The sequence below is a fragment of the Streptomyces sp. NPDC048106 genome, from assembly GCF_040706415.1.
Taxonomy (GTDB): domain Bacteria; phylum Actinomycetota; class Actinomycetes; order Streptomycetales; family Streptomycetaceae; genus Streptomyces.
Map to the genome: position 1 here is coordinate 139,949 of NZ_JBEZND010000016.1, position 21,170 is coordinate 161,118.

16 protein-coding genes, 1 pseudogene and 1 riboswitch are annotated in these 21,170 nt (G+C 72.3%); of the genes and pseudogenes, 10 read left to right on the forward strand and 7 right to left on the reverse strand.

Annotated features, from left to right (window positions below):
• The first annotated feature begins 7 nt into the window (after positions 1-7).
• From nuoL to nuoN, 3 genes are read left to right on the forward strand one after another with little or no spacing between them, the layout of a single operon-like run.
• A complete protein-coding gene (nuoL, locus tag AB0927_RS18800; RefSeq protein ID WP_366668723.1) occupies positions 8-1,954 on the forward strand; it encodes an NADH-quinone oxidoreductase subunit L in 1,947 nt (648 codons plus the stop codon).
• Between the two features lie 5 nt (positions 1,955-1,959).
• Positions 1,960-3,531 (forward strand): NADH-quinone oxidoreductase subunit M, encoded by a 1,572-nt coding sequence (locus tag AB0927_RS18805; RefSeq protein ID WP_366668724.1) that lies wholly within the window; start codon positions 1,960-1,962, stop codon positions 3,529-3,531.
• Positions 3,528-5,177 carry an NADH-quinone oxidoreductase subunit NuoN gene (gene nuoN / locus AB0927_RS18810; protein WP_366668725.1) on the forward strand — a complete coding sequence of 550 codons (1,650 nt, stop codon included), beginning with the start codon at positions 3,528-3,530 and terminating at the stop codon, positions 5,175-5,177. The genes AB0927_RS18805 and nuoN overlap by 4 nt, the downstream gene beginning before the upstream one ends.
• Positions 5,178-5,266: 89 nt before the next feature.
• On the opposite strand, the gene AB0927_RS18815 is transcribed toward nuoN, so the two are convergent.
• Positions 5,267-5,809, reverse strand: coding sequence for a hypothetical protein (locus tag AB0927_RS18815; RefSeq protein ID WP_366668726.1), 543 nt, complete (start codon positions 5,807-5,809; stop codon positions 5,267-5,269).
• A gap of 325 nt (positions 5,810-6,134) precedes the next feature.
• On the opposite strand from AB0927_RS18815, the gene recQ reads away from it, so the two are divergent.
• Complete coding sequence (recQ, locus tag AB0927_RS18820) at positions 6,135-8,135, forward strand: DNA helicase RecQ (RefSeq protein ID WP_366668727.1); 2,001 nt, start codon at positions 6,135-6,137, stop codon at positions 8,133-8,135.
• Positions 8,136-8,162: 27 nt separating this feature from the next.
• On the opposite strand, the gene AB0927_RS18825 is transcribed toward recQ, so the two are convergent.
• Positions 8,163-9,101, reverse strand: a complete 939-nt coding sequence (locus AB0927_RS18825; protein WP_366668728.1) for a M56 family metallopeptidase — start codon at positions 9,099-9,101, stop codon at positions 8,163-8,165.
• Positions 9,102-9,286: 185 nt separating this feature from the next.
• Complete coding sequence (gene fahA / locus AB0927_RS18830) at positions 9,287-10,507, reverse strand: fumarylacetoacetase (protein WP_366668729.1); 1,221 nt, start codon at positions 10,505-10,507, stop codon at positions 9,287-9,289.
• A gap of 260 nt (positions 10,508-10,767) precedes the next feature.
• On the opposite strand from fahA, the gene AB0927_RS18835 reads away from it, so the two are divergent.
• Positions 10,768-11,580 carry an HAD family hydrolase gene (locus AB0927_RS18835; protein ID WP_366668730.1) on the forward strand — a complete coding sequence of 271 codons (813 nt, stop codon included), beginning with the start codon at positions 10,768-10,770 and terminating at the stop codon, positions 11,578-11,580.
• A gap of 60 nt (positions 11,581-11,640) precedes the next feature.
• Here the strand turns inward: AB0927_RS18835 and AB0927_RS18840 are convergent, their stop codons facing one another.
• Positions 11,641-12,126: a transglycosylase SLT domain-containing protein gene (locus AB0927_RS18840; protein WP_366668731.1), complete on the reverse strand. Its 486-nt coding sequence runs from the start codon at positions 12,124-12,126 to the stop codon at positions 11,641-11,643.
• A gap of 4 nt (positions 12,127-12,130) precedes the next feature.
• Positions 12,131-12,303: riboswitch (cyclic di-AMP (ydaO/yuaA leader) on the reverse strand.
• A 522-nt stretch (positions 12,304-12,825) separates the two neighbouring features.
• On the opposite strand from AB0927_RS18840, the gene AB0927_RS18845 reads away from it, so the two are divergent.
• The 4 genes from AB0927_RS18845 to AB0927_RS18860 all read left to right on the forward strand — a co-directional run bounded on the left by AB0927_RS18845 (position 12,826) and on the right by AB0927_RS18860 (position 17,215).
• Positions 12,826-13,836, forward strand: a complete 1,011-nt coding sequence (locus AB0927_RS18845; protein ID WP_366668732.1) for a polyprenyl synthetase family protein — start codon at positions 12,826-12,828, stop codon at positions 13,834-13,836.
• Between the two features lie 291 nt (positions 13,837-14,127).
• A complete protein-coding gene (locus AB0927_RS18850; RefSeq protein WP_366668733.1) occupies positions 14,128-15,363 on the forward strand; it encodes a DUF2092 domain-containing protein in 1,236 nt (411 codons plus the stop codon).
• A gap of 27 nt (positions 15,364-15,390) precedes the next feature.
• A complete protein-coding gene (locus AB0927_RS18855) occupies positions 15,391-16,347 on the forward strand; it encodes an ABC transporter ATP-binding protein (protein WP_366668734.1) in 957 nt (318 codons plus the stop codon).
• On the forward strand, positions 16,334-17,215 hold the full coding sequence (locus tag AB0927_RS18860) for an ABC transporter permease (RefSeq protein ID WP_366668735.1): 882 nt from the start codon (positions 16,334-16,336) through the stop codon (positions 17,213-17,215). Before AB0927_RS18855 ends, AB0927_RS18860 begins: the two co-directional genes overlap by 14 nt.
• Here AB0927_RS18860 and AB0927_RS18865 read toward each other — a convergent pair.
• On the reverse strand, positions 17,205-18,380 hold the full coding sequence (locus AB0927_RS18865) for an amidase (RefSeq protein ID WP_366668736.1): 1,176 nt from the start codon (positions 18,378-18,380) through the stop codon (positions 17,205-17,207). The genes AB0927_RS18860 and AB0927_RS18865 overlap by 11 nt on opposite strands.
• 192 nt (positions 18,381-18,572) lie before the next feature.
• On the opposite strand from AB0927_RS18865, the gene AB0927_RS18870 reads away from it, so the two are divergent.
• Positions 18,573-19,655: a hypothetical protein gene (locus AB0927_RS18870; RefSeq protein ID WP_366668737.1), complete on the forward strand. Its 1,083-nt coding sequence runs from the start codon at positions 18,573-18,575 to the stop codon at positions 19,653-19,655.
• A 27-nt stretch (positions 19,656-19,682) separates the two neighbouring features.
• On the opposite strand, the gene rarD is transcribed toward AB0927_RS18870, so the two are convergent.
• Together rarD and AB0927_RS18880 are read right to left on the reverse strand one after the other, a co-directional pair.
• On the reverse strand, positions 19,683-20,684 hold the full coding sequence (gene rarD / locus AB0927_RS18875) for an EamA family transporter RarD (protein ID WP_366668738.1): 1,002 nt from the start codon (positions 20,682-20,684) through the stop codon (positions 19,683-19,685).
• Between the two features lie 219 nt (positions 20,685-20,903).
• Positions 20,904-21,170: pseudogene (locus tag AB0927_RS18880) on the reverse strand (2-oxoacid:ferredoxin oxidoreductase subunit beta); the annotation flags it as partial.

Genomic DNA, 21,170 nt, shown 5'->3' on the forward strand with positions numbered 1-21,170 from the left:
GAGAATCGTGGAGAAACTGATCGCGCTGCTCATCGCGGCGCCCCTGCTCGGAGCGGCCGTCCTGCTGGTCGGCGGCCGGCGGCTGGACCGCGTCGGCCACTGGATCGGCACCCTGCTGTCGACCGCCTCCTTCGTGTTCGGCCTGATCTTGTTCACCGACCTGCTCGGCAAGAACGCGGAACACCGGACCCTGATCCAGCACCTGTGGACCTGGATCCCGGTGGAGGGCTTCCAGGCGGACGTCACCTTCCGCCTGGACCAGCTTTCGATGACCTTCGTCCTGCTGATCACCGGTGTCGGCTCGCTGATCCACCTGTACTCGGTCGGGTACATGGAGCACGACGAGCGGCGCCGCCGCTTCTTCGGCTATCTGAACCTGTTCCTCGCGGCGATGCTGCTGCTCGTACTCGCCGACAACTACCTCCTGCTCTACGTCGGCTGGGAGGGCGTCGGCCTCGCCTCCTACCTGCTGATCGGCTTCTGGCAGCACAAGCCCAGCGCCGCCACGGCCGCCAAGAAGGCGTTCCTGGTCAACCGCGTCGGCGACATGGGCCTGTCGATCGCGATCATGCTGATGTTCACCACGTTCGGCAGCTTCGCCTTCGGCCCGGTCTTCGGCCATGTCGACGGCGCCTCCCAGGGCAAGCTCACCGCGATCGGCCTGATGCTGCTGCTCGCCGCGTGCGGCAAGTCCGCCCAGGTGCCGTTGCAGTCCTGGCTCGGCGACGCCATGGAGGGCCCGACCCCGGTCTCGGCCCTGATCCACGCGGCGACCATGGTGACCGCGGGCGTCTATCTGATCGTCCGCTCGGCGGCCGTCTTCAACGCGGCGCCGGACGCCCAGCTCGCCGTCACGGTGGTGGGCGCGGTCACCCTGCTCTTCGGTGCGATCGTCGGTTGCGCCAAGGACGACATCAAGAAGGCGCTGGCCGGTTCGACCATGTCGCAGATCGGCTACATGGTGCTCGCCGCGGGCCTCGGCCCCATCGGCTACGTCTTCGCGATCATGCACCTGGTGACCCACGGCTTCTTCAAGGCCGGGCTGTTCCTCGGCGCGGGCTCCGTGATGCACGGCATGAACGACGAGGTCGACATGCGCGGGTACGGCGGCCTCAGGAAGTACATGCCGGTCACCTTCGTCACCTTCGGCCTCGGTTACCTCGCCATCATCGGCTTCCCGGGCCTGTCCGGCTTCTTCTCCAAGGACAAGATCATCGAGGCGGCCTTCGCCAAGGGCGGCACCGAGGGCTGGATCCTCGGCGGCGCGGCCCTGGTGGGCGCGGCCATCACCGCGTTCTACATGACGCGGGTGATGCTGATGACGTTCTTCGGCGAGGAGCGCTGGAAGAACCGGGGGACACGGTCGCCCGAGGCCCCGAGCGCCGAGCCCGCCGCCGAGCACCGCGGCGAGACCGCCGAGCCGCACCCGCACGAGTCCCCGAAGGTCATGACGATCCCGATGATCGTGCTGGCCGTCGGCTCGGTCCTCGGCGGTGGCTTCTTCAGCATCGGCGACCGCTTCCTGCACTGGCTGGAGCCGGTCACCGGGCACAGCGAGGGCCACTCCCCGGTCAGCGCCACCGAGGTCACGATCGCCACGATGGTCTGCCTGGTGATCGGCGTGGGCATCGCCTGGGCGCAGTACGGCCGCAAGCCCGTCCCGGCCGTCGCCCCGCGGGGCTCCCTGCTCACCCGGGCGGCCCGCCGCGACCTCCTCCAGGACGACTTCAACCACGTGGTCCTGGTGCGCGGCGGCGAACACCTCACGCGCTCCCTGGTCTACCTCGACCACAGCCTGGTCGACGGGGTCGTCAACGGCACGGCGGCCGGCTTCGGCGGCCTGTCCGGGCGGCTGCGCCGGCTCCAGAACGGCTTCGCCCGCTCCTACGCGGTCTCGATGTTCGGCGGCGCGGCACTCCTGGTCGCCGCGACCCTGCTGATGAGGGCGGTCTGATACCGATGTCCTTTCCCCTGTTGACAGCGACGGCGGTGCTCCCCGCCGTGGGAGCCGTCGCCACGGCCGCCGTACCGGCCGCGGGGCGCACCGCCGCCAAGTGGCTGGCCCTGCTCGTCTCGCTCGGCACGCTCGCGCTGGCGGTCACCGTCCTGGTCCGCTTCGACCCGGGCGGCGCCCGCTACCAGCTCACCGAATCCCACTCCTGGATCCGCGACTTCGGGGTGCGTTACGAGCTGGGCGTCGACGGCATCGGGGTGGCGCTGATCGCGCTGACCGCCGTACTGATGCCGTTCATCATCCTGGCGGGCTGGCACGACGCCGACCCGCTGGAGACCGGCAGCCGCCGCTGGCGCCCCACTCAGGGCTTCTTCGCGCTGATCCTGGCGGTCGAGGCGATGGTGCTCATCTCTTTCGAGGCCACCGACGTCTTCCTCTTCTACATCTTCTTCGAAGCCATGCTGATCCCGATGTACTTCCTCATCGGCGGCTTCGGGGACCGCGCCCACGCCCAGGGCGAGGAGGCGGCCGCCACCCAGCGCTCGTACGCGGCGGTGAAGTTCCTCCTCTACAACCTGGTCGGCGGTCTGATCATGCTGGCCGCGGTGATCGGCCTCTACGTGGTCGCCGGGAACTTCTCCCTCCAGCAGATCGCCGAGGCGCGGGCCAACGGCTCGCTGCACATGGCGACCAGCACCGAACGCTGGCTGTTCCTCGGCTTCTTCTTCGCCTTCGCGGTGAAGGCGCCGCTGTGGCCGCTGCACACCTGGCTGCCCAACGCCATGCAGGAGTCCACCGCCCCGGTCGCCGTCCTCATCACGGCGGTGGTCGACAAGGTGGGCACCTTCGCGATGCTCCGCTTCTGCCTCGGGCTGTTCCCGGAGGCCAGCCGGTGGGCGACGCCGGTGATCCTCGTCCTGGCGCTGATCAGCATCGTCTACGGCGCGCTGCTCGCCGTCGGACAGCGGGACATCAAGCGCCTGGTGGCGTACGCGTCGATCTCCCACTTCGGCTTCATCATCCTGGGCATCTTCGCGATGACCAGCCAGGGCCAGTCCGGCGCCACGCTCTACATGGTCAACCACGGCATCTCCACGGCCGCGCTGATGCTGGTCGCCGGGTTCCTGATCTCCCGGCGCGGCTCGCGGCTCATCGCCGACTACGGAGGGGTGCAGAAGGTCGCCCCGGTGCTCGCCGGCACCTTCCTGATCGGCGGTCTGGCCACCCTGTCGCTGCCCGGCCTCGCGCCGTTCGTGAGCGAGTTCCTCGTCCTGGTGGGCACGTTCACGCGCTACCCGGTGATCGGGATCATCGCCACCCTCGGCATCGTGCTCGCCGCGCTCTACACGCTGGTGCTCTACCAGCGCACCATGACGGGCCCGGTGAAGCCCGAGGTCTCGGCGATGCCCGACCTGCGGGTGCGTGAGGTCCTGGTCGTCGCGCCGCTGATCGTGCTGCTGATCTTCCTGGGCGTCTATCCGAAGCCCGTGACGGACATCGTCAACCCGGCGGTCCGGCACACCATGTCCGATGTCCAGAAGAAGGACCCCAAGCCCGAGGTGGAGGCGGCCAAGTGAGCACCCCAGCCGTCCACAGCCTGTGGACAACCGCGGCCGACCGCATCCCCCAGATCGGCGCGCCGAAGATCGAATACGGGCAATTGTCGCCCACGCTGATCATCATCGGTGCCGCGCTGGTCGGGGTGTTGATCGAGGCCTTCGTCCCGCGCAGGTCCCGCTACTACGCACAGGTGTTCGTCTCGGTCGTCGCCCTGTGCGCCGCGTTCGCCGCGGTCGTCGGGCTCGCCGCCGACGGGTACGGCACCACCAAGGCGCACATCGCCGCCATGGGCGCCATCGCGGTCGACGGCCCCGCCCTGTTCCTCCAGGGCACCATCCTGCTCGCGGGACTGGTGGGCCTGTTCACCTTCGCCGAGCGGCGGCTCGACCCGGCGGCGGGCGACCACCGCGTGGACTCCTTCGCCGCGCAGGCCGCCGCCGTGCCGGGCAGCGACACCGAGAAGGCCGCGGTCAAGGCCGGGTTCACCACCACCGAGGTCTTCCCGCTGCTGCTCTTCGCGGTCTCCGGCATGCTGGTGTTCACCTCGGCGAACGACCTGCTGACGCTGTTCGTCGCCCTGGAGGTCTTCTCCCTGCCGCTGTACCTGCTGTGCGCGCTGGCCCGCCGCAAGCGGCTCATGTCGCAGGAGGCCGCGGTCAAGTACTTCCTGCTCGGCGCCTTCGCCTCCGCGTTCACCCTGTTCGGCATCGCGCTGCTGTACGGCTACGCGGGCTCGGTGTCGTACGCGCGCATCGCCCAGGTGGTGGACGGCTCGGTCACCAATGTGAACCCGGCTCTGGCCAACACCATGGGCAACGACGCGCTGCTGCTCCTCGGCGGCGCCCTGCTGGTGATGGGCCTGCTGTTCAAGGTGGGCGCGGTGCCGTTCCACATGTGGACGCCCGACGTCTACCAGGGCGCGCCCACCCCGGTGACCGGCTTCATGGCGGCGGCGACCAAGGTGGCCGCGTTCGGCGCGCTGCTGCGCCTGCTGTACGTGGTGCTGCCGGGCATGCGCTGGGACTGGCGGCCGGTGATGTGGGCGGTGGCGATCGTCACCATGCTGGGCGGCGCGATCGTGGCGATCACCCAGACCGACATCAAGCGGCTGCTGGCGTACTCGTCCATCGCGCACGCCGGATTCATCCTCGCGGGTGTCATCGCCACCTCGAAGGACGGCGTGTCGTCGGTCCTGTTCTACCTGGCCGGCTACTCGTTCGTGACGATCGGCGCCTTCGCGGTGGTCACGCTGGTGCGGGACGCGGGCGGCGAGGCGACCCACCTGTCCAAGTGGGCGGGGCTCGGCCGGCGCTCCCCGCTGGTGGCGGCGGTCTTCGCGGTGTTCCTGCTGGCCTTCGCGGGCATCCCGCTGACCTCCGGCTTCGCGGGGAAGTTCGCCGTGTTCAGGGCGGCGGCGGCCGGCGGCGCGGTGCCGCTGGTGGTCATCGGTGTGATCTCCTCGGCGATCGCGGCGTTCTTCTACATCCGCGTGATCGTGCTGATGTTCTTCAGCGAGCCCAAGCCCGAGGGGCCGACGGTGGCCGTGCCGTCCCCGCTGACGATGCTGGCGATCGGGCTCGGCGTGGCGGTGACGCTGGTGCTGGGCGTGGCGCCGCAGTACTTCCTGGACCTGGCGAGTCAGGCGGGAGTGTTCGTGCGCTGAGGGTTCGTGCGCTGAGTGTTCCGTCGCGAAGGCCCCGGTTCCGCCGTGGAACCGGGGCCTTCGCGTGGTCGTTCGCGTTTGTCGTACGGTCAGCCCGGCGCGCCGGGATAGGGGCACTTCACGTCGGGGTTCCACTCGTAGAACAGGCCGCTGGGGTTCTTCTTGTAGAGCCAGGCGTGCAGCGAGTAGTGGGTCGGGATGGTCGAGTTGTGGTGAGCGGTGACCGGGCCCTCGAACTTCCGCCCGAACAGCGTGGGCCGCGCGGTGTTCTTGTCGGCCTTCACGATCCACTCCACCCCGGTGAGCCTGCGGCTGCCCTTGCCGTCGTCCTCGTAGAGCAGGGCGGCGGGCCTGACCGGGTCGAGGGAGCCGTAGAGCCGGGGGTTGATGTAGTGGTAGCCCATGGCGCCCTTGCCGTCGTTCATGTCCATGGTGCAGGGGTTGGGCTGGTACCCGGCGGCCACGGCGAGGGGGACGTACTGGTACTTCGCGGTGGCCGACAGCGTCGGCGCGAGCTGCTTCCAGACGGAGGCGTCGACGGGGCCCGGGTCGGCCCGCGCGGGGGCGGTCGCGAGGGCGAGGGCGGCGGTGGACGCGAGGGCGAGGGCGGCCTTGGTCGGGTGAGCGCGCATGGGGCGGAGCTCCTTGGGGGAGACGGGGTCGCATCGAGAAGGATGTGCCGGGGGCCTGCCATGGGCCATCGGGGGCGGCCGATCGGGTGACGGGAGGGGGAGGGGAGCGGGGACGGGAGGGGACGGGAGGGGACGGAAGGGGGAGGGGAGGGCGCGGGGCGCGGGCGTGGGCTGGATTCGCACTGGTGTTCCCGGCCTGTGGATAACTCGGGGGCTGTCGGTGCGGACCCCTATCGTTGAGGCAGTGGTCGGCAGGCGGCATGCCACGGCACACGGGGGACCGGCGGGGGACAGGACGATGGATGCGACGGGCGGGATCAGCGAGATGCCAGTGGTGACCGAGGGGCCGGGCGCGGACGCGAGCGAGGCGCTGGCCACGCTGCACCGGGTCTTCGGGTACGGCGCCTTCCGGGGCGAGCAGGAAGCGATCATCGAGCATGTGGTGGCGGGCGGCGACGCCCTGGTCCTCATGCCCACCGGCGGCGGCAAGTCGCTGTGCTACCAGATCCCGGCCCTGGTCAGACCCGGCACAGGCGTGGTGGTCTCGCCGCTGATCGCGCTCATGCAGGACCAGGTGGACGCCCTGCGCGCCCTCGGTGTGCGGGCCGGGTTCGTCAACTCCACGCAGGACTTCGACGAGCGGCGGACCGTCGAGGCCGAGTTCCTGGCCGGCGAGCTGGACCTGCTCTACCTGGCGCCGGAGCGGCTGCGCCTGGACAGCACCCTGGACCTGCTCTCGCGCGGCAAGATCTCCGTCTTCGCGATCGACGAGGCGCACTGCGTCGCCCAGTGGGGCCATGACTTCCGCCCCGACTACCTCGCGCTGAGCCTGCTCGGCGAGCGCTGGCCGGACGTCCCGCGCATCGCCCTGACGGCCACCGCGACCCGGGCCACCCACCAGGAGATCACCCAGCGGCTGAACCTGCCGGCGGCCCGCCACTTCGTCGCCAGCTTCGACCGGCCCAACATCCAGTACCGGATCGTGCCCAAGGCCGACCCGCGCAAGCAGTTGCTCGCCTTCCTGCGGGAGGAGCACCAGGGCGACGCGGGCATCGTGTACTGCCTCTCGCGTAACTCGGTGGAGCGGACCGCGGAGTTCCTCAGCGCCAACGGCATCGAGGCGGTGCCGTACCACGCGGGCCTGGACGCGGGCACGCGTGCGGCGCACCAGTCCCGGTTCCTGCGCGAGGACGGCCTGGTCGTGGTGGCGACCATCGCCTTCGGCATGGGCATCGACAAGCCCGACGTGCGCTTCGTGGCCCACCTGGACCTGCCCAAGTCCATCGAGGGCTACTACCAGGAGACCGGCCGCGCGGGCCGCGACGGCCTGCCGTCCACGGCCTGGATGGCGTACGGGCTGAACGACGTGGTGCAGCAGCGCAAGCTGATCCAGTCCGGCGACGGCGACGAGGCGTTCCGCCGCCGGGCCGCCGCCCATCTGGACGCGATGCTCGCGCTGTGCGAGACCGCCGGGTGCCGGCGCGGTCAGCTGCTCGCCTACTTCGGCCAGGAACCCGCCCCGGCGGGCTGCGGCAACTGCGACACCTGCCTGACCCCGCCGGAGACCTGGGACGGCACCGTCGCCGCCCAGAAGGTGCTGTCCACAGTGGTGCGGCTGCAACGGGAGCGCGGGCAGAAGTTCGGCGCGCTCCAGATCGTGGACATCCTGCTCGGCAAGCGCACCGCCAAGGTGATCCAGTTCGACCACGACCAGTTGTCCGTCTTCGGCATCGGCCAGGACCTCGTCGAGGGCGAGTGGCGCGGCGCCATCCGGCAGCTGCTGGCCCAGGGACTCCTCGCGGTCGAGGGGGAGTACGGCACGCTGGTGCTCACCCAGGAGAGCGGCTCGGTGCTGCGAGGGGAGCGGGAGGTGCCGCTGCGCAAGGAGCCGAAGAAGCCGGCCCTCTCCCGGTCGGGGTCGGGGTCGGGGTCCGGCGGTTCCGGCCGGGGCGGCGGCAAGGCCAAGGCCGCCGTGGCCGAGCTGCCCGAGGAGCTTCAGCCCGCCTTCGAGGCGCTGCGCGTCTGGCGTACCGGCCAGGCCCGGGAGCAGGGCGTGCCGCCGTACATCATCTTCAACGACGCCACCCTGCGCGCGATCGTCTCCCGCATGCCGGGTTCGGTGCGGGACCTGGCCACGGTCAGCGGGGTCGGCGAGAAGAAGCTGGCGACGTACGGCGAGGAGGTGCTCGCCGTGCTGGCTTCCCTGGACGGATCCGGCACGCCCGCCGCGGAGCCGCTCGCCGCCGAGCCGCCTGCTCCGGGGGAGTCACCGGAGGACGACTGGCCGGGCCCGGGGGACGAGCCGGAGCCGGACGACTGGATATAGCCGGGCTCAGGGCGCCCGTGCCGCGGCTCAGGACAGCGCCTTCAGCCCCGGCGCGAAGGTGATCAGCAGTGGGAGGAGCGGCACCAGCGCGGCGACCGTCGTCGTCAGGGCGCGATGACGGCGCAGCAGCCGCGGGGGCGGTGCCAGCAGGCGGTCGACCCGCTCGCCGAGCAGGCGGCGGCTGGAGGCGCAGGACAGGACGCCCCGGTGCTGGTTCAGCTCGATCAGCGCGAGGGCGGTGGTCAGGTGGCCGCAGCGCCGGGAGGCGGTGTCGTCGGCGGCCAGTTCCACCAGGCGGTGCGTCTGGTCGCGGAAGTGGGCGAAGAGCGGCACCCGGGGAAAGCCCGAGGCGAGCGCCGTGGACAGGTGCAGCAGCCAGTCGTGGTGGGCGCGCGCGTGGCCGCGCTCATGGGTGAGGACCGCGTCGAGCTGGTGTCCGGTGAGGCGGTGCAGCGCGCCGGTGGTGACCACCAGCTGCGGGGGATGCCCCGGCATCCACCAGGCGTCCGGGTACTCGTCCTCCAGGACCAGCATCGGGCCCCGCGCCACCGGCAGTCCGGCGGGCAGGTCGGGGGCGCGTTCGCGTAGCTGGGCCCGCGCCTGGCCGCGGCTGCGGCGGGCCTCGACCAGTTCCCGGCCGAGCATCGCGGTGGTCCAGGCGGCGCCGCAGGCCAGCAGGACGGTGAGGACGGCGGCCCACACCGGCGCCGCGGAGAGGTCGTAGGCGGCGGTGACGGCGGGCGGCGCCGGGGCGAACACATGGTCGCGCACGGTGTGGAAGACCGCCGCGGCGCCCAGCGTCAGCGCGGCCAGACAGCACAGCAGGACGGTGGCGACCAGGCACTGCCACACCCACAGCGCGACCACGGGTTCCCGGTCGGGCCAGTCGGCCCGGGTCAGCGCGCGCGGGGCCGGCCCGGCCGCCGTCAGGGCGACGACGGTGAGCAGGAGCAGGCAGACGGTCATGCCGGGGCTCCGGTTCCTGATCCGAGAGGGGTTCGGGTATGGGTGGTACGAAGCCGGGCGGGGCGCGCGGGCGGCCGCCGCGGGTGGTGCGTGCTGCCGCCAGTATGACGAAGAGGGGCGCCGCGAGGCAGGTGTCGGGGCCGAACCGTCCGCTCCCGTCCCGCCGCGCGGCGCCCGCCGCCGGCTCAGGCCGAGGGCACGATCCGCCCGGTCACCTCACCGAGGCCCACCCGGCCCCCGTCCGCCCCGGGTGCCCAGGCCGTCATGGTGACCACGTCGCCGTCCTCCAGGAAGGCGCGCTTGCCGTCGGGGAGTTCGAGGGGGTCGCGCCCGTTCCAGGTCAGCTCCAGCAGGGAGCCGCGCTGGCGTTCCTCGGGCCCGCTCACGGTGCCGGAGCCGTACAGGTCGCCGGTGCGCAGGGAGGCGCCGTTGACGGTCATCTGGGCGAGCTGCTGGGCGGCGGTCCAGTACATGGTGGAGAAGGGCGGCTCGGAGACCACCTCGCCGTTGATGGCCACGGAGATCCGCAGGTCGTAGCCGCCGGGCTCGATGCCGGGGGCCGCGTCGTCCAGGTAGGGCAGCAGCGGGTGGGTGCGCTCGGGCGGGGTCACCCGCGCGTGCTCCAGGGCGTCGAGCGGGGTGATCCAGGCCGACACGGAGGTCGAGAAGGACTTGCCGAGGAACGGGCCGAGGGGGACGTACTCCCAGGCCTGGATGTCCCGCGCGGACCAGTCGTTGAGCAGGCACAGCCCGAAGACGTGCTCGCGGTAGTCGCCGAGCGCGACCGGGGTCCCCTGCTCGCTGGGCACGCCGACCACGAAGCCGACCTCGGCCTCGATGTCCAGCCGGATCGAGGGGCCGAACACGGGCGCCGGGTCGGCGGGGCCCTTGCGCTGCCCGGAGGGCCGTACGACGTCCGTGCCCGAGACCACGACCGTGCCGGAGCGGCCGTGGTAACCGATCGGCAGGTGCTTCCAGTTGGGGGTGAGGGAGTCCGCGGCGTCCGGGCGGAAGATCTTGCCGACGTTGCGGGCGTGGTTCTCCGAGGCGTAGAAGTCGACGTAGTCGGCGACCTCGAAGGGCAGGTGCAGGGTCACCTCGGACAGCGGGTGGAACAGGGGTTCCAGCGTCTCGCGGTGGGCGGGGTCGGTGACCCAGGAGGTGAGCGCGCCGCGCACCTCGGTCCAGGCCGCGCGCCCGGCCGCCAGCAGCGGGTTGAGGGTGGGGCGGGCGAGCAGCGCCTGGTGCGGCGAGCCGAGGGCGGCGGCCGCGGCGCCCGCGTCGAGGACCTGGTCCCCGAGCCGGACGCCGACCCTGCGCTCCCGGCTGCCGGAGGGCGAGAACACGCCATAGGGAAGGTTGTGCGGACCGAAGGGGTCGCCCTCGGGGACGTCGAAGGGGGGCATGGGGTACTGCCTCGCTCTCATCCAGGCCATGCATGGCGATGCGTTCCATGTGGTCAGGCCACACGTTACGGCCGGGATACCGGTCTTGGGCAGTGGCCAGGGGGTTGCCACCGTAGTGCCTCAAGAGTTCGTAATGTCCGAATAGCTGCTTCGGCGGCGGCAGTTCCGGCCCGGCGGCCTTCCGGGAACGGGGACGCGGCGCGCAAGTACGGGGAATGGCACGGGAGTCGGTGGAGGGCGCGGGTCCGTATTCTCTGATCATGGCACCCTCCCCCGCGTACGCACTGATCGCCACCGACCTGGACGGGACGCTGCTGCGCGGCGACGACACCGTCTCCGAGCGCACGCTGACCGCGCTCGCGCGGGCGACGCGGGCCGGGGCCCGGCACCTGGTGGTCACCGGCCGCCCGGCTCCCAGAGTGCGCCCCCTGCTGGCCGCCCTCGGCAGTACGGGGCTCGCGGTGTGCGGACAGGGCGCGCAGGTCTACGACGCCGGGACCGGCCGTCTGGTGTCGTCGGTCCGGCTGGACCGGGAGCTGGCCGAGACCGCGCTCGGCAAGATCGAGGCCGAGGTGGGCCAGGTGTTCGCGGCCGTCGACCAGGACGGCACGGACGGGCTCACCCTGATCGAGCCCGGCTACCGGATGCCTCACCCGACCCTGCCCGCGGTCCGGGTGGCCCGGCGCGCCGAGCTGTGGCGGGCGCCGATCAGCAAGGTGCTGCTGCGCCATGCCGCCCTCTCGGACGACGAGTTGGCGGCGGTGGCGCGCTCGGTGGTGGGCTCGCTGGCCACGGTCACCATGTCGGGGCCCGGGACCGTGGAGCTCCAGCCGTGCGGGGTGACCAAGGCGACCGGCCTCGCGCTGGCCGCCGAGCGGCTCGGGGTCCCCGCGGAACGGGCCCTGGCCTTCGGCGACATGCCCAACGACATCCCGATGTTCCGCTGGGCGGCGCACGGGATCGCGATGGCGAACGCCCACCCCGAGCTGAAGGCGGTCGCCGACGAGGTCACGACGTCGAACGAGGACGACGGCATCGCCGTCGTCCTCGAAAGGCTGTTCCCGGCCGGGTGACCGGGAACAGCGGTGGTGCCACGGGCTTCCACGGCTCACGCCGTTGCGGCCCGGGGCCGGTCAGTAGGCGCCGAAGACGTTGTCGATCGAGCCGTACCGGTGGGCGGCGTAGTTGCAGGCGGCGGTGATGTTGGCGACCGGGTCGTAGATGTTGAACGAGGTTCCGGCCACGTGGTACGCGTTGAAGGTCGGGTCGATCACCTGGAGCAGACCCTTGGACGGTATGCCCTTGGCCGCGTTGGAGTCCCACAGGTTGATGGCGTTCGGGTTGCCCGAGGACTCCCGGATGATGTTCCGGTAGATGCCGTTGTAGGAGCCCGGGATGCCCTTCTCGGCCATGATCGCGCGGGACTCGCGGATCCAGCCGTCGAGGTTGTTCGGGTACCCGGCGGGGGTGGTGGCGGCCGAGGTGGTGCCGGTGGCGGCGGACGCGGTGGCGGCGCCCACGAGCGGCATGGCGAGCACGGCGGCGCCGGTGCCGGCGACGGCGATCAGACGGACGAGACGGTTGGCACGGGTGCGGCGCGGCTGAACGGCAGCAGGCATGGGGTGTTCCTCTCCTACGCCTGCGAGGTGAGCTGTCGGGTTCGGGCGGGGAGGTGCCCGGCCGCGCCTGGTGAGAGGCGTGGCTATACCCCAGCCGTCCCGGTGCGAACACGCGGTTCGGCGACTTACCTGGGTCCCCCGCTCCTGCCGTACGAATGAGTTCGTCGATGGGTTTACAGGCGGCGGCAGGATTAGGCGTCCGCCTGATGGGTCGGGAACGTATGCGAGAGCACATGTCGGGAACAAGTGCCAGATTGATACATCGCGGCATTTGACCTTGATCATCAGCCTATGGGGTACTTGATCCTTTGCGACTGCCAACGCTCAACTCGCTTGCCGCGCAAGGCGGGAAGGGGTGTTGGCGGGCGTTCGTCGGGAAGGCGTTCGGGTGACCCAACTCACGAAATGGCAAACTACGTTAAATCGGGCATAGGGGATTCGTCCCTCGGTGGGGTGGAGTCGGTACTCCGCTCACCTCTGGGGTCGCGACGAAGTTCCAGATTTCCTGTTAAGTCAATAAATGTCTGTTGCCATCATCCGATCAGAGGTATGTCGGCCATGATCCGATACCGCCCAGGCTGGACGGGTGGGCGCTATCGGTGATCGAAACCGGACCGGATACGCTGACTTGAGTGATGGCAGCGACCTATCGACAAACCGCGTAATCGCCAGCAGACACCAGCAGACAGGAGACCCCTCGTGACCGTCGTCGGGCCGTTCGGGCTGAGCGTGCGGGACCAGGCTCTCGAAGCCGATGTCCAGGCCGGATTGGCGGCTGTCGAGGAAGGCCTGCTAGAGGCCACGAAGAGCGAGGTCCCGTTCATCACGGGGGCCGCCCAGCACCTCGTACGGGCCGGCGGGAAGCGTTTCAGGCCGCTGCTCGTGATGCTCGCGGCGCAGTTCGGCGACCCCTACGCGCCCGGTGTGGTGCCGTCGGCCGTGGTCGTGGAGCTGACCCACCTGGCCACGCTGTACCACGACGACGTCATGGACGAGGCCGCCGTACGCCGGGGCGTGGACAGCGCCAACACCCGCTGGGGCAACTCCGTCGCGGTGCTCACCGGCGACTTCCTCTTCGCCCGCGCCTCCCAGATCCTCGCCGACCTCGGCCCCGAGGCGGTCCGGGTCCAGGCCCTCGCGTTCGAACGCCTGGTCACCGGCCAGATCCTGGAGACCGCCGGCCCCTCCGACGGCCGCGACCCGGTCGAGCACTACCTCGACGTGCTCGGCGGCAAGACGGGCTCGCTGGTCGCGGTGTCCTGCCGGTTCGGCGCGATGATGTCCGGCGCCGACGAGACGGTCGTGGACGTGCTCACCCAGTACGGCGAGCGGCTCGGCGTGGCCTTCCAGCTCGCCGACGACGTCCTGGACATCGCCTCCGAGTCCCGCGAGTCCGGCAAGACCCCCGGCACCGACCTGCGCGAGGGCATCCCGACCCTGCCCGTCCTGCGACTGCGCGAGCGGGCCGCCCGGCTCGGCCTGCCCGAGGACCTCGCCCTGTGCGAGCTGCTGGACTCCGACCTCAGCGACGACGCCCGGCTCGCCGAGGCCCTGGCCACGCTGCGCGCCCACCCCGCCCTGGAACAGGCCCGCCGGGACACCGTGCGGTACGCGGAGGAGGCGCGCGCCGCGCTCGCGCCGCTGCGGGAGTGCGACGCCAAGGTGGCACTGATGGAGCTGTGCGACGCGGTGGTCCACCGGGCAGGTTGACCGGCGGTGACCGGCACCCGTTCGGCGCCCACCGGATGGCCGTACCCGGACGCCTGCCGCATCCTGCCCGTAGGGATGCGTTCGAGCCCCTGTCGCACCCCTAGGGGTGCCCCGTGCGTGTCATACCGCAGTCGTACGCCGAGTTGGCTCCGTGGTCTGACGATTCCTCACCGCGGATTTGGTCGTATGGACACCACGGACATCACCAATCCTCACCGATTCGGGTGAGAATGGCGGCTCGGGTGGACCAACGTGAGGGCAGCCGCCGCCGACGACGGAGGTAAGGCACACATGGCACCGTACGAATCCGACGACGCAGTGGGCGCCGCGCGGGACGAGGAGACACGCTCGGGCCGGCGCAAGGCCGCGCGGTACGCCGTCCCGGTCGCGGTGGTGGGGGTGGCCGCGGCCACCATCGGGCTGGTCCCGGCGCTCGCCGACTCCGGCGACCCCGACCTGCCCAAGGTCACCGCGCAGCAGCTCATCGACAAGATCGCCAAGTCGGACGTGCAGCAGCTGTCCGGCACCGTGAAGATCAGCACCGACCTCGGCCTGCCCGACCTCGGCGGCCTGGAGAGCGGCCTCGCCTCCGGCCTGACCCAGGGCTCCGGCTCCGGCTCCGCGGCCGACCCGCGGTCCCGGCTGACCGAGCTGGTCTCCGGCACGCACACCCTGCGGGTCGCGGCCGACGGCCCGGACCGGCAGAAGCTGTCGCTCCTGGAGCAGGGCTCCGAGTACAGCGTCATCCACAACGGCAAGGACGTCTGGGGCTACGACAGCAAGAGCGGCCAGGTCTCCCACGGCACCGAGGCCGCCGCGGGCAAGGACCGCCGGGCCGAGCCCCCGGCCACGCCCGGGGACTTCGCCGAGCAGGCGCTGAAGGCGGTGGACGACACCACGTCGGTGACCGTCGACGGCACCGCCCAGGTCGCCGGGCACGACGCCTACAAGCTGCTGATCAAGCCCCGGCAGTCCGGCACCACGGTCGGCGCGATCAGCATCGCCGTCGACGCGAAGACCGGCATGCCGCTGAAGTTCACGCTGACCCCGAGGAGCGGCGGCGCCGCCGTGCTCGACGCGGGCTTCACCGAGGTCTCCTTCGCCCGGCCCGCCGCCTCGACGTTCGACTTCACCCCGCCGAAGGGCGCGAAGGTCACCGAACAGAAGGACGGAAAGGGCCCGGACGAGGGCGCCGCGAAGCCCGGCTCGGGCAAGGGCCTGGAGGGCGAGGGCGCCAAGGGCCTGGAGGGCACCAAGGGCGCGTCCGGCGGCACCGTCCTCGGCAAGGGCTGGACCTCCATCGCCACCTTCGACACCGGTGCCAAGGGCGGCCTGCCCACCGGTGCCAAGGGCAGTGACCTCGGCGGCGTCCTCGGCTCGCTGGGCGACAAGGTCTCCGGCAAGTTCGGCAAGGGCACGGTCTTCTCCACCCGCCTGATCAACGCCCTGATCACCGACGACGGCAAGGTCTACGCCGGCGCGGTCACCAAGGACGCGCTGGTGAAGGCGGCGAACGCGGGCAAGTAAGCGGTACCGAGTCGAGGGGGGAAGCCGATGGACCCGGTCCGGCCCGGGGCGGCGGACGGCGTGATCGCCACGCGCGGCCTCACCAAGCGCTACCGGGGCGGACAACTCGCCGTGGACGGTCTCGACCTGACCGTCCCCGCGGGCAGCGTCTTCGGCTTCCTCGGCCCGAACGGCTCGGGCAAGACCACCACCATCCGCATGCTGATGGGACTGATCGAGCCGACCTCCGGCACGGCCCACGTCCTGGGCCTGCCCATGCCGGGGGCCGCCCGCACCGTCCTGCCGCAGGTCGGGGCGCTCATCGAGGGCCCCGCCCTGTACGGCCACCTCTCCGGCCGGGACAACCTGCTGCGCTACGACGCCGCCGACCCGACCGCCGACCCACGCACCCGGCACGCCCGGGTCGCCGGCGCGCTCGACCGGGTGGGCCTCGCGGCCGCCGCGGGCAAGCGGGCGAAGGCGTACTCGCTCGGCATGAAGCAGCGCCTGGGCCTGGCCGCCGCGCTGCTGCGGCCCCGTCGGCTGCTGGTCCTGGACGAGCCGACCAACGGCCTGGACCCGCAGGGCATGCGCGAGATCCGCGGCCTGATCAGGGAACTGGCCGCCGACGGCACCACCGTCTTCCTCTCCTCCCACCTCCTCGACGAGATCGAGCAGGTGTGCACCCACGCGGCCGTGATGGCCCACGGCCGGCTCCTCGCCCAGGGCGCGACGGCCGACCTCGCGGCCGGGGCGCGCGACCGACTGGTGGTGACCACCCCGGATCCGGCGGAAGCCGCCCGGGTGCTGAAGGAGCGGGGCGCCACGGACGTCACCGCCGACGGCGACCGGGTCACCGGCGAGCCGCCGGCCCAGGACCTCGCCGAGGTGAACGCGGCCCTGGTCGCGGCGGGCGTCCGGGTGCGGGGGTTCACCCTCCGGCGGGCTTCCCTGGAGGACGCGTTCATGGCGCTGACCGGAGAGGGTTTCGATGTCGCGGGCTGACACAGGGGCCGCGACCGCCGAGCGGCGGCCCCACCCCCTCTGGACCCTGGGCCTCCTGCGCAGCGAACTGCTCACCACACTGCGCCGCCGGCGCACCCTCGTGCTGCTCGGGGTGCTGGCGGCGGTGCCGGTGCTCGCCGGGGCCGTGGTGAAGGTCCGGACGCGGGGCGGCGGCGGGGACGCCACCGGCGCGGCCGGACCCGCCTTCCTCGGCCAGGTCACCCACAACGGCCTGTTCCTGGTGTTCACCGCGCTGGCCGCGACGCTCCCGTTCTTCCTGCCGATGGCGATCGGGGTCGTCGCGGGCGACGCGATCGCGGGCGAGGCCGACGCGGGCACCCTGCGCTACCTCCTGGTCGCCCCGGCCGGCCGGACCCGCCTGCTGCTCGTCAAGTACGCGACGGTCGTGGCGTTCTGCCTGCTGGCCACGCTGGTGATCGCCGCCTCCGCGCTGCTGGTCGGCGCGCTGCTCTTCCCGCTCGGCGACCTGATGACGATCTCCGGCACCACCATCGGCTTCACCGACGGCCTCCTGCGGGCCCTGCTGATCGCGCTGGTGGTGGCCGCGTCCCTGGTCGGCGTGGCGTCCCTCGGCCTCTTCGTCTCCACCCTCACCAGCAGCGGCATCGCGGCGATGGCGGCGACCGTCGGACTGGTCGTCACCGCCCAGATCCTCGACCAGTTCCCCCAGTTGCACGCCGTGCGGCCGTACCTCTTCTCCCACTACTGGCTGTCCTTCGCCGACTTGCTGCGCGACCCCGTCTACTGGCACGACCTCAGCCGCGGCCTCGGCCTCCAGGCCCTGTACGCGGCGGTGTTCGGGTCGGCGGCCTGGGCGCGGTTCACCACGAAGGACATCACCACGTAGCCGAACCGGCCACCGCCAGCAGCAGTTCCTCGCGTCCGGGCGCCGCCACGAGCTGCACCCCCACCGGGCATCCGTCGCTGCCGAGCCCCGCCGGGAGGCTGAGCGCCGGGTGCCCGCTGAGGTTGAACGCCCAGGTGAGGGCGGTGGAGTAACGGTTTCCCGGGCCGTCGTGGCCGTGGGCTGGGCAGGGCGTGGTGGGGGTCAGCAGGAGGTCGGCGCGGCGGAAGAGGGCGGCGAGGCGGCGGTCGTTGGCGGCGCGGACGCGTTCGGCCGTACGGAGGGCACGGTCGCGGTCGCCGTTGCCGTTACTGCCGTCGCCGTCGCCGTCGCCGTCGCCGTCGGCGCGCAGGGCGAGCCAGGCGGGGGCCGGGTCTTCGAGGCGCGGGGGCGGGCCGGGCAGGAGTCGTACGGCTCCCACGGCGGCGAGCCGGCGGGCGGCGGCGTGGGCGAGCGCGACGGGCTCGGGGTCGGGGTCGGCGAAGCCGAGGTCGGGCGACCACAGGGCGGTGGGCACGCGGGCCCCGGGGGCGCCGGGCGCTTCCGGCGTCTCGGTCCGCCCGGTCATCACCCGCCAGTACGCCTCCGCGTCCGCGACGCACCGGGCCAGGACACCGGGCGCCGCGAGCCCCGTGCGGTCGGCGGACGGGAACCGCCCGTTGGTCGCCTTCAGCCCGACCACCCCGCACCACGCGGCCGGGATCCGCACCGACCCCGCCCCGTCGGTGCCGGTGGCCAGCGGCACGAGCCCGGCGGCCACGGCAGCGGCCGAACCCGCCGAGGAACCGCCGGGCGTACGGTCGTACCGCCAGGGGTTGACCGTACGGCCGTACCGCCCGAGCCCCCATGTCTTCCAGGGAGTTCCCGGGCCGGGTACGGCGGTGGCCCCCACCGGGACGCATCCGGCGGCGATCAGCGGCCCCGCCCCGCGCAGCCCGTGCCGCCCCTTCACCCCGATCGGCACCCCGGCCAGCGGCGGCCGTTCCCCCGCCGCGATCCGCTCGTCCACCGCCCGCGCGCCCCGCAGCGCGTCCTCCTCCCACACCTCCGCGAAGGCGCACAGCACCGGGTCGACGCGCTCGATCCGCGCCAGCGCGGCGGTGACCGCGCCGACGGCCGTCGAGGTGCTGGCGCGGACGGCCGCGGCGATCTCCCGTGCGGTGCTCATGGGCCGTCTCTCCCTCCGCGTAGCCTCGTTGAACAGCACATCCGCGACGCCCGTCGCGGTTCCCGGCCACTCAGGGGCCGTTGGGACGAGGCTGTGACGTCGTGGTGACGCGCAGGCGGGGATGGAGCGGACAGACTGGTTCGCAGGACGCGTACGGCCGGTGCGCGGCGCGGGGGGAGTGAGGAAGGACCGATGGCTCGACTGAGCTTCGAGAAGAAGCGGGCGCCGGGGCCCGTGGCGCACCCGGCGGCGGTGCCCGTCCGGGTGTACGGCGCGGGCGGCGCGTCCGTGGGCGGGGCGGCGGTGGTGGCGGCGCCGGGCGAGGAGATCCAGCAGGCCGTCCTGAACCACCTCCAGCGCCTCGCCATCAGCCTCGGCACCCCCATACGGGCCACGGTCCAGGACGACCGCGCCGGCTGCGTCGTCCCGCTGGAGGTCTCGGCGGACGGCTCCAGCCGGGTCACGGGCAAGGCGGTACGGGTGGCTCCGCCGGAGGCTCCGGAGTTCCTCCGGGCACCGAGGGGGGAGTTCGGCCCGGCGCCGGTCATGGACGTGCCGACGCCCGACGAGACCGAGACCGAGCCCGAGCCCGCGCCGGTCGCGGCCGCTGTCCAGCCTGCCGTGGACGCCCCCGCGCCGCTCACCGTGGCGCCCGCCCCGGAGGCTCCCGAGACCACCGACTGGCCCATCGAGTCCGCCGCCGCGACCACCGCCACGCCCACCCCGCCGCGCGGCTTCGACGCCGTGGCCGAAGAGGTGCTCGGAGACGGGCCGGTGACGGAGACCGTGGAGGGGGCCGAACTGCTCACCGAGCCGATGACGCGGATCAACGAGGCCGTGCGGGCGGGCCGGATCGAGGACGCGATGGAACTCGTCGAGCGCACGGTCGGCGAGGCGGCCACCGTCCTCGGCGCCGGCCACGCCGAGGTGCTGCACCTGCGTGAGCTGGCCGCCTACATCGCCTACCTGGCGGGCGAACCGGTCCGCGCCTGCCGGCTCTCCCTGGACCTCGCCCGCCTGCGCCGCTCCGCGCGGGACGCCGACGCCGCGTACGGCAACGTGCAGAGCGCCTCGACCGCCTGGCGTGCCGTACGGGACCCGGAGGAGGGGCTGCGGCTGGGCCGCGACCTGATAGACCTCTGGGTCGACCTCGCCGCCGAACCGGGGCCCGCCGCCGACGACCCCCGTCCCCTGGAATCCGCCCGCGCCCGCATGCTCCGCCTCACCGACCGGGCGTCCCGGGCCTCCCGCACGGCCGAGCACGGAGCCGCGTAACCGCCCGGCGCGCGCGAGGGGAAACGATCAGGCGTCCACCGGAGCCTCGCCCGGAGTCTCCGTCCGGGGCGCGTCGCTGGGTGCGTTCCGGGGCGTACCGGCCCGCGCCCCCGGAATCCTCGCCGCCAGGACCCGCTCGGGCCTGCGCGACGAGTGCAGCGCGTTGGCCGTGAGCAGGAGCAGCGCCACCCAGACCAGGGCGAAGCCGGCCCACTGCTCGGGGGGCATGGACTCGTGGAAGTAGAGGATGCCCAGCAGGAACTGGAAGACGGGGGCCAGGTACTGCAACAGGCCCAGGGTGGACAGCGGGACCCGGATCGCCGCCGCGCCGAAGCAGACCAGCGGGAGGGCGGTGACGGCGCCGGTGGAGACGAGCAGCGCCGTGTGGCCCGCGCCCTCGGTCGTGAAGGTGGAGTGCCCGTGCGCGCCGAGCCAGAGCAGATAGCCGAGCGCGGGCAGGAACTGGATCGCGGTCTCGGCGGCCAGTGACTCGACGCCGCCGAGCCCGACCCGCTTCTTCACCAGCCCGTAGGTCGCGAAGCTGAACGCGAGGCAGAGCGAGATCCACGGCGGGCGGCCGTAGCCGATGGTCAGGATGACGACCGCGGCGAGACTGGTCGCCACCGCCGCCCACTGCACGGGCCGCAGCCGCTCCTTCAGCAGCAGCACGCCCATGGCGATGGTCACCAGCGGGTTGATGAAGTACCCGAGGGACGCCTCCACCACATGGCCGGCGTTCACGGCCCAGATGTACACGCCCCAGTTGATGGTGATCACCGCGGCGGCCAGGACGACCAGCGCCAGCCGGCGCGGCTGACGCAGGAGTTCCCCTGCCCAGGCCCAGCGCCGGACGAACAACAGGGCCGCGGCGACGAAGAGCAGCGACCACACCATCCGGTGGGCCAGGATCTCCGCCGCCCCCGCGGGCTTCATCAGCGGCCAGAACAGGGGGACCAGGCCCCACATGCCGTAGGCGGCGAAACCGTTCAGCAGACCTATGCGGTGCTCACCCTTGGACGTCCCGGGCACGGGCCCTCCCTCTGCTTTCTCCATGCGCCGGCGTGCGCGCGGGGAAGAAGGTAACGCCGCACGCCCTCACCTGTCATGTCCGTATCGGCATACGGTCATGACAGCCGGGGGTGGAGGGAACGGCGGCGCCGGGAGTGGTCCGAGGGGCCGGGGCCCGGACATGCGCCGAGGCCCGGGACGGATGTCCCGGGCCTCGTGGAGCGGTGGAGCGGTGAACCGTCAGCCGACGACCGTCCAGGTGTCGCCGCCCGCGAGCAGCGCGGCCAGGTCGCCCTTGCCCTTTTGCTCGACCGCGGTGTCCAGTTGCTCGGTCATCTGCTCGTCGTAGACCGGCCGCTCGACCGAGCGGAACACGCCGATGGGGGTGTGGTGCAGGGTGTCGGGGTCGGCCAGGCGGGAGAGGGCGAAGGCGGTGGTGGGGGTGGCGGCGTGGGCGTCGTGGACGAGGAGGTCCGCCTCGTTGTCGGCCGTGACGGTGACCACGTC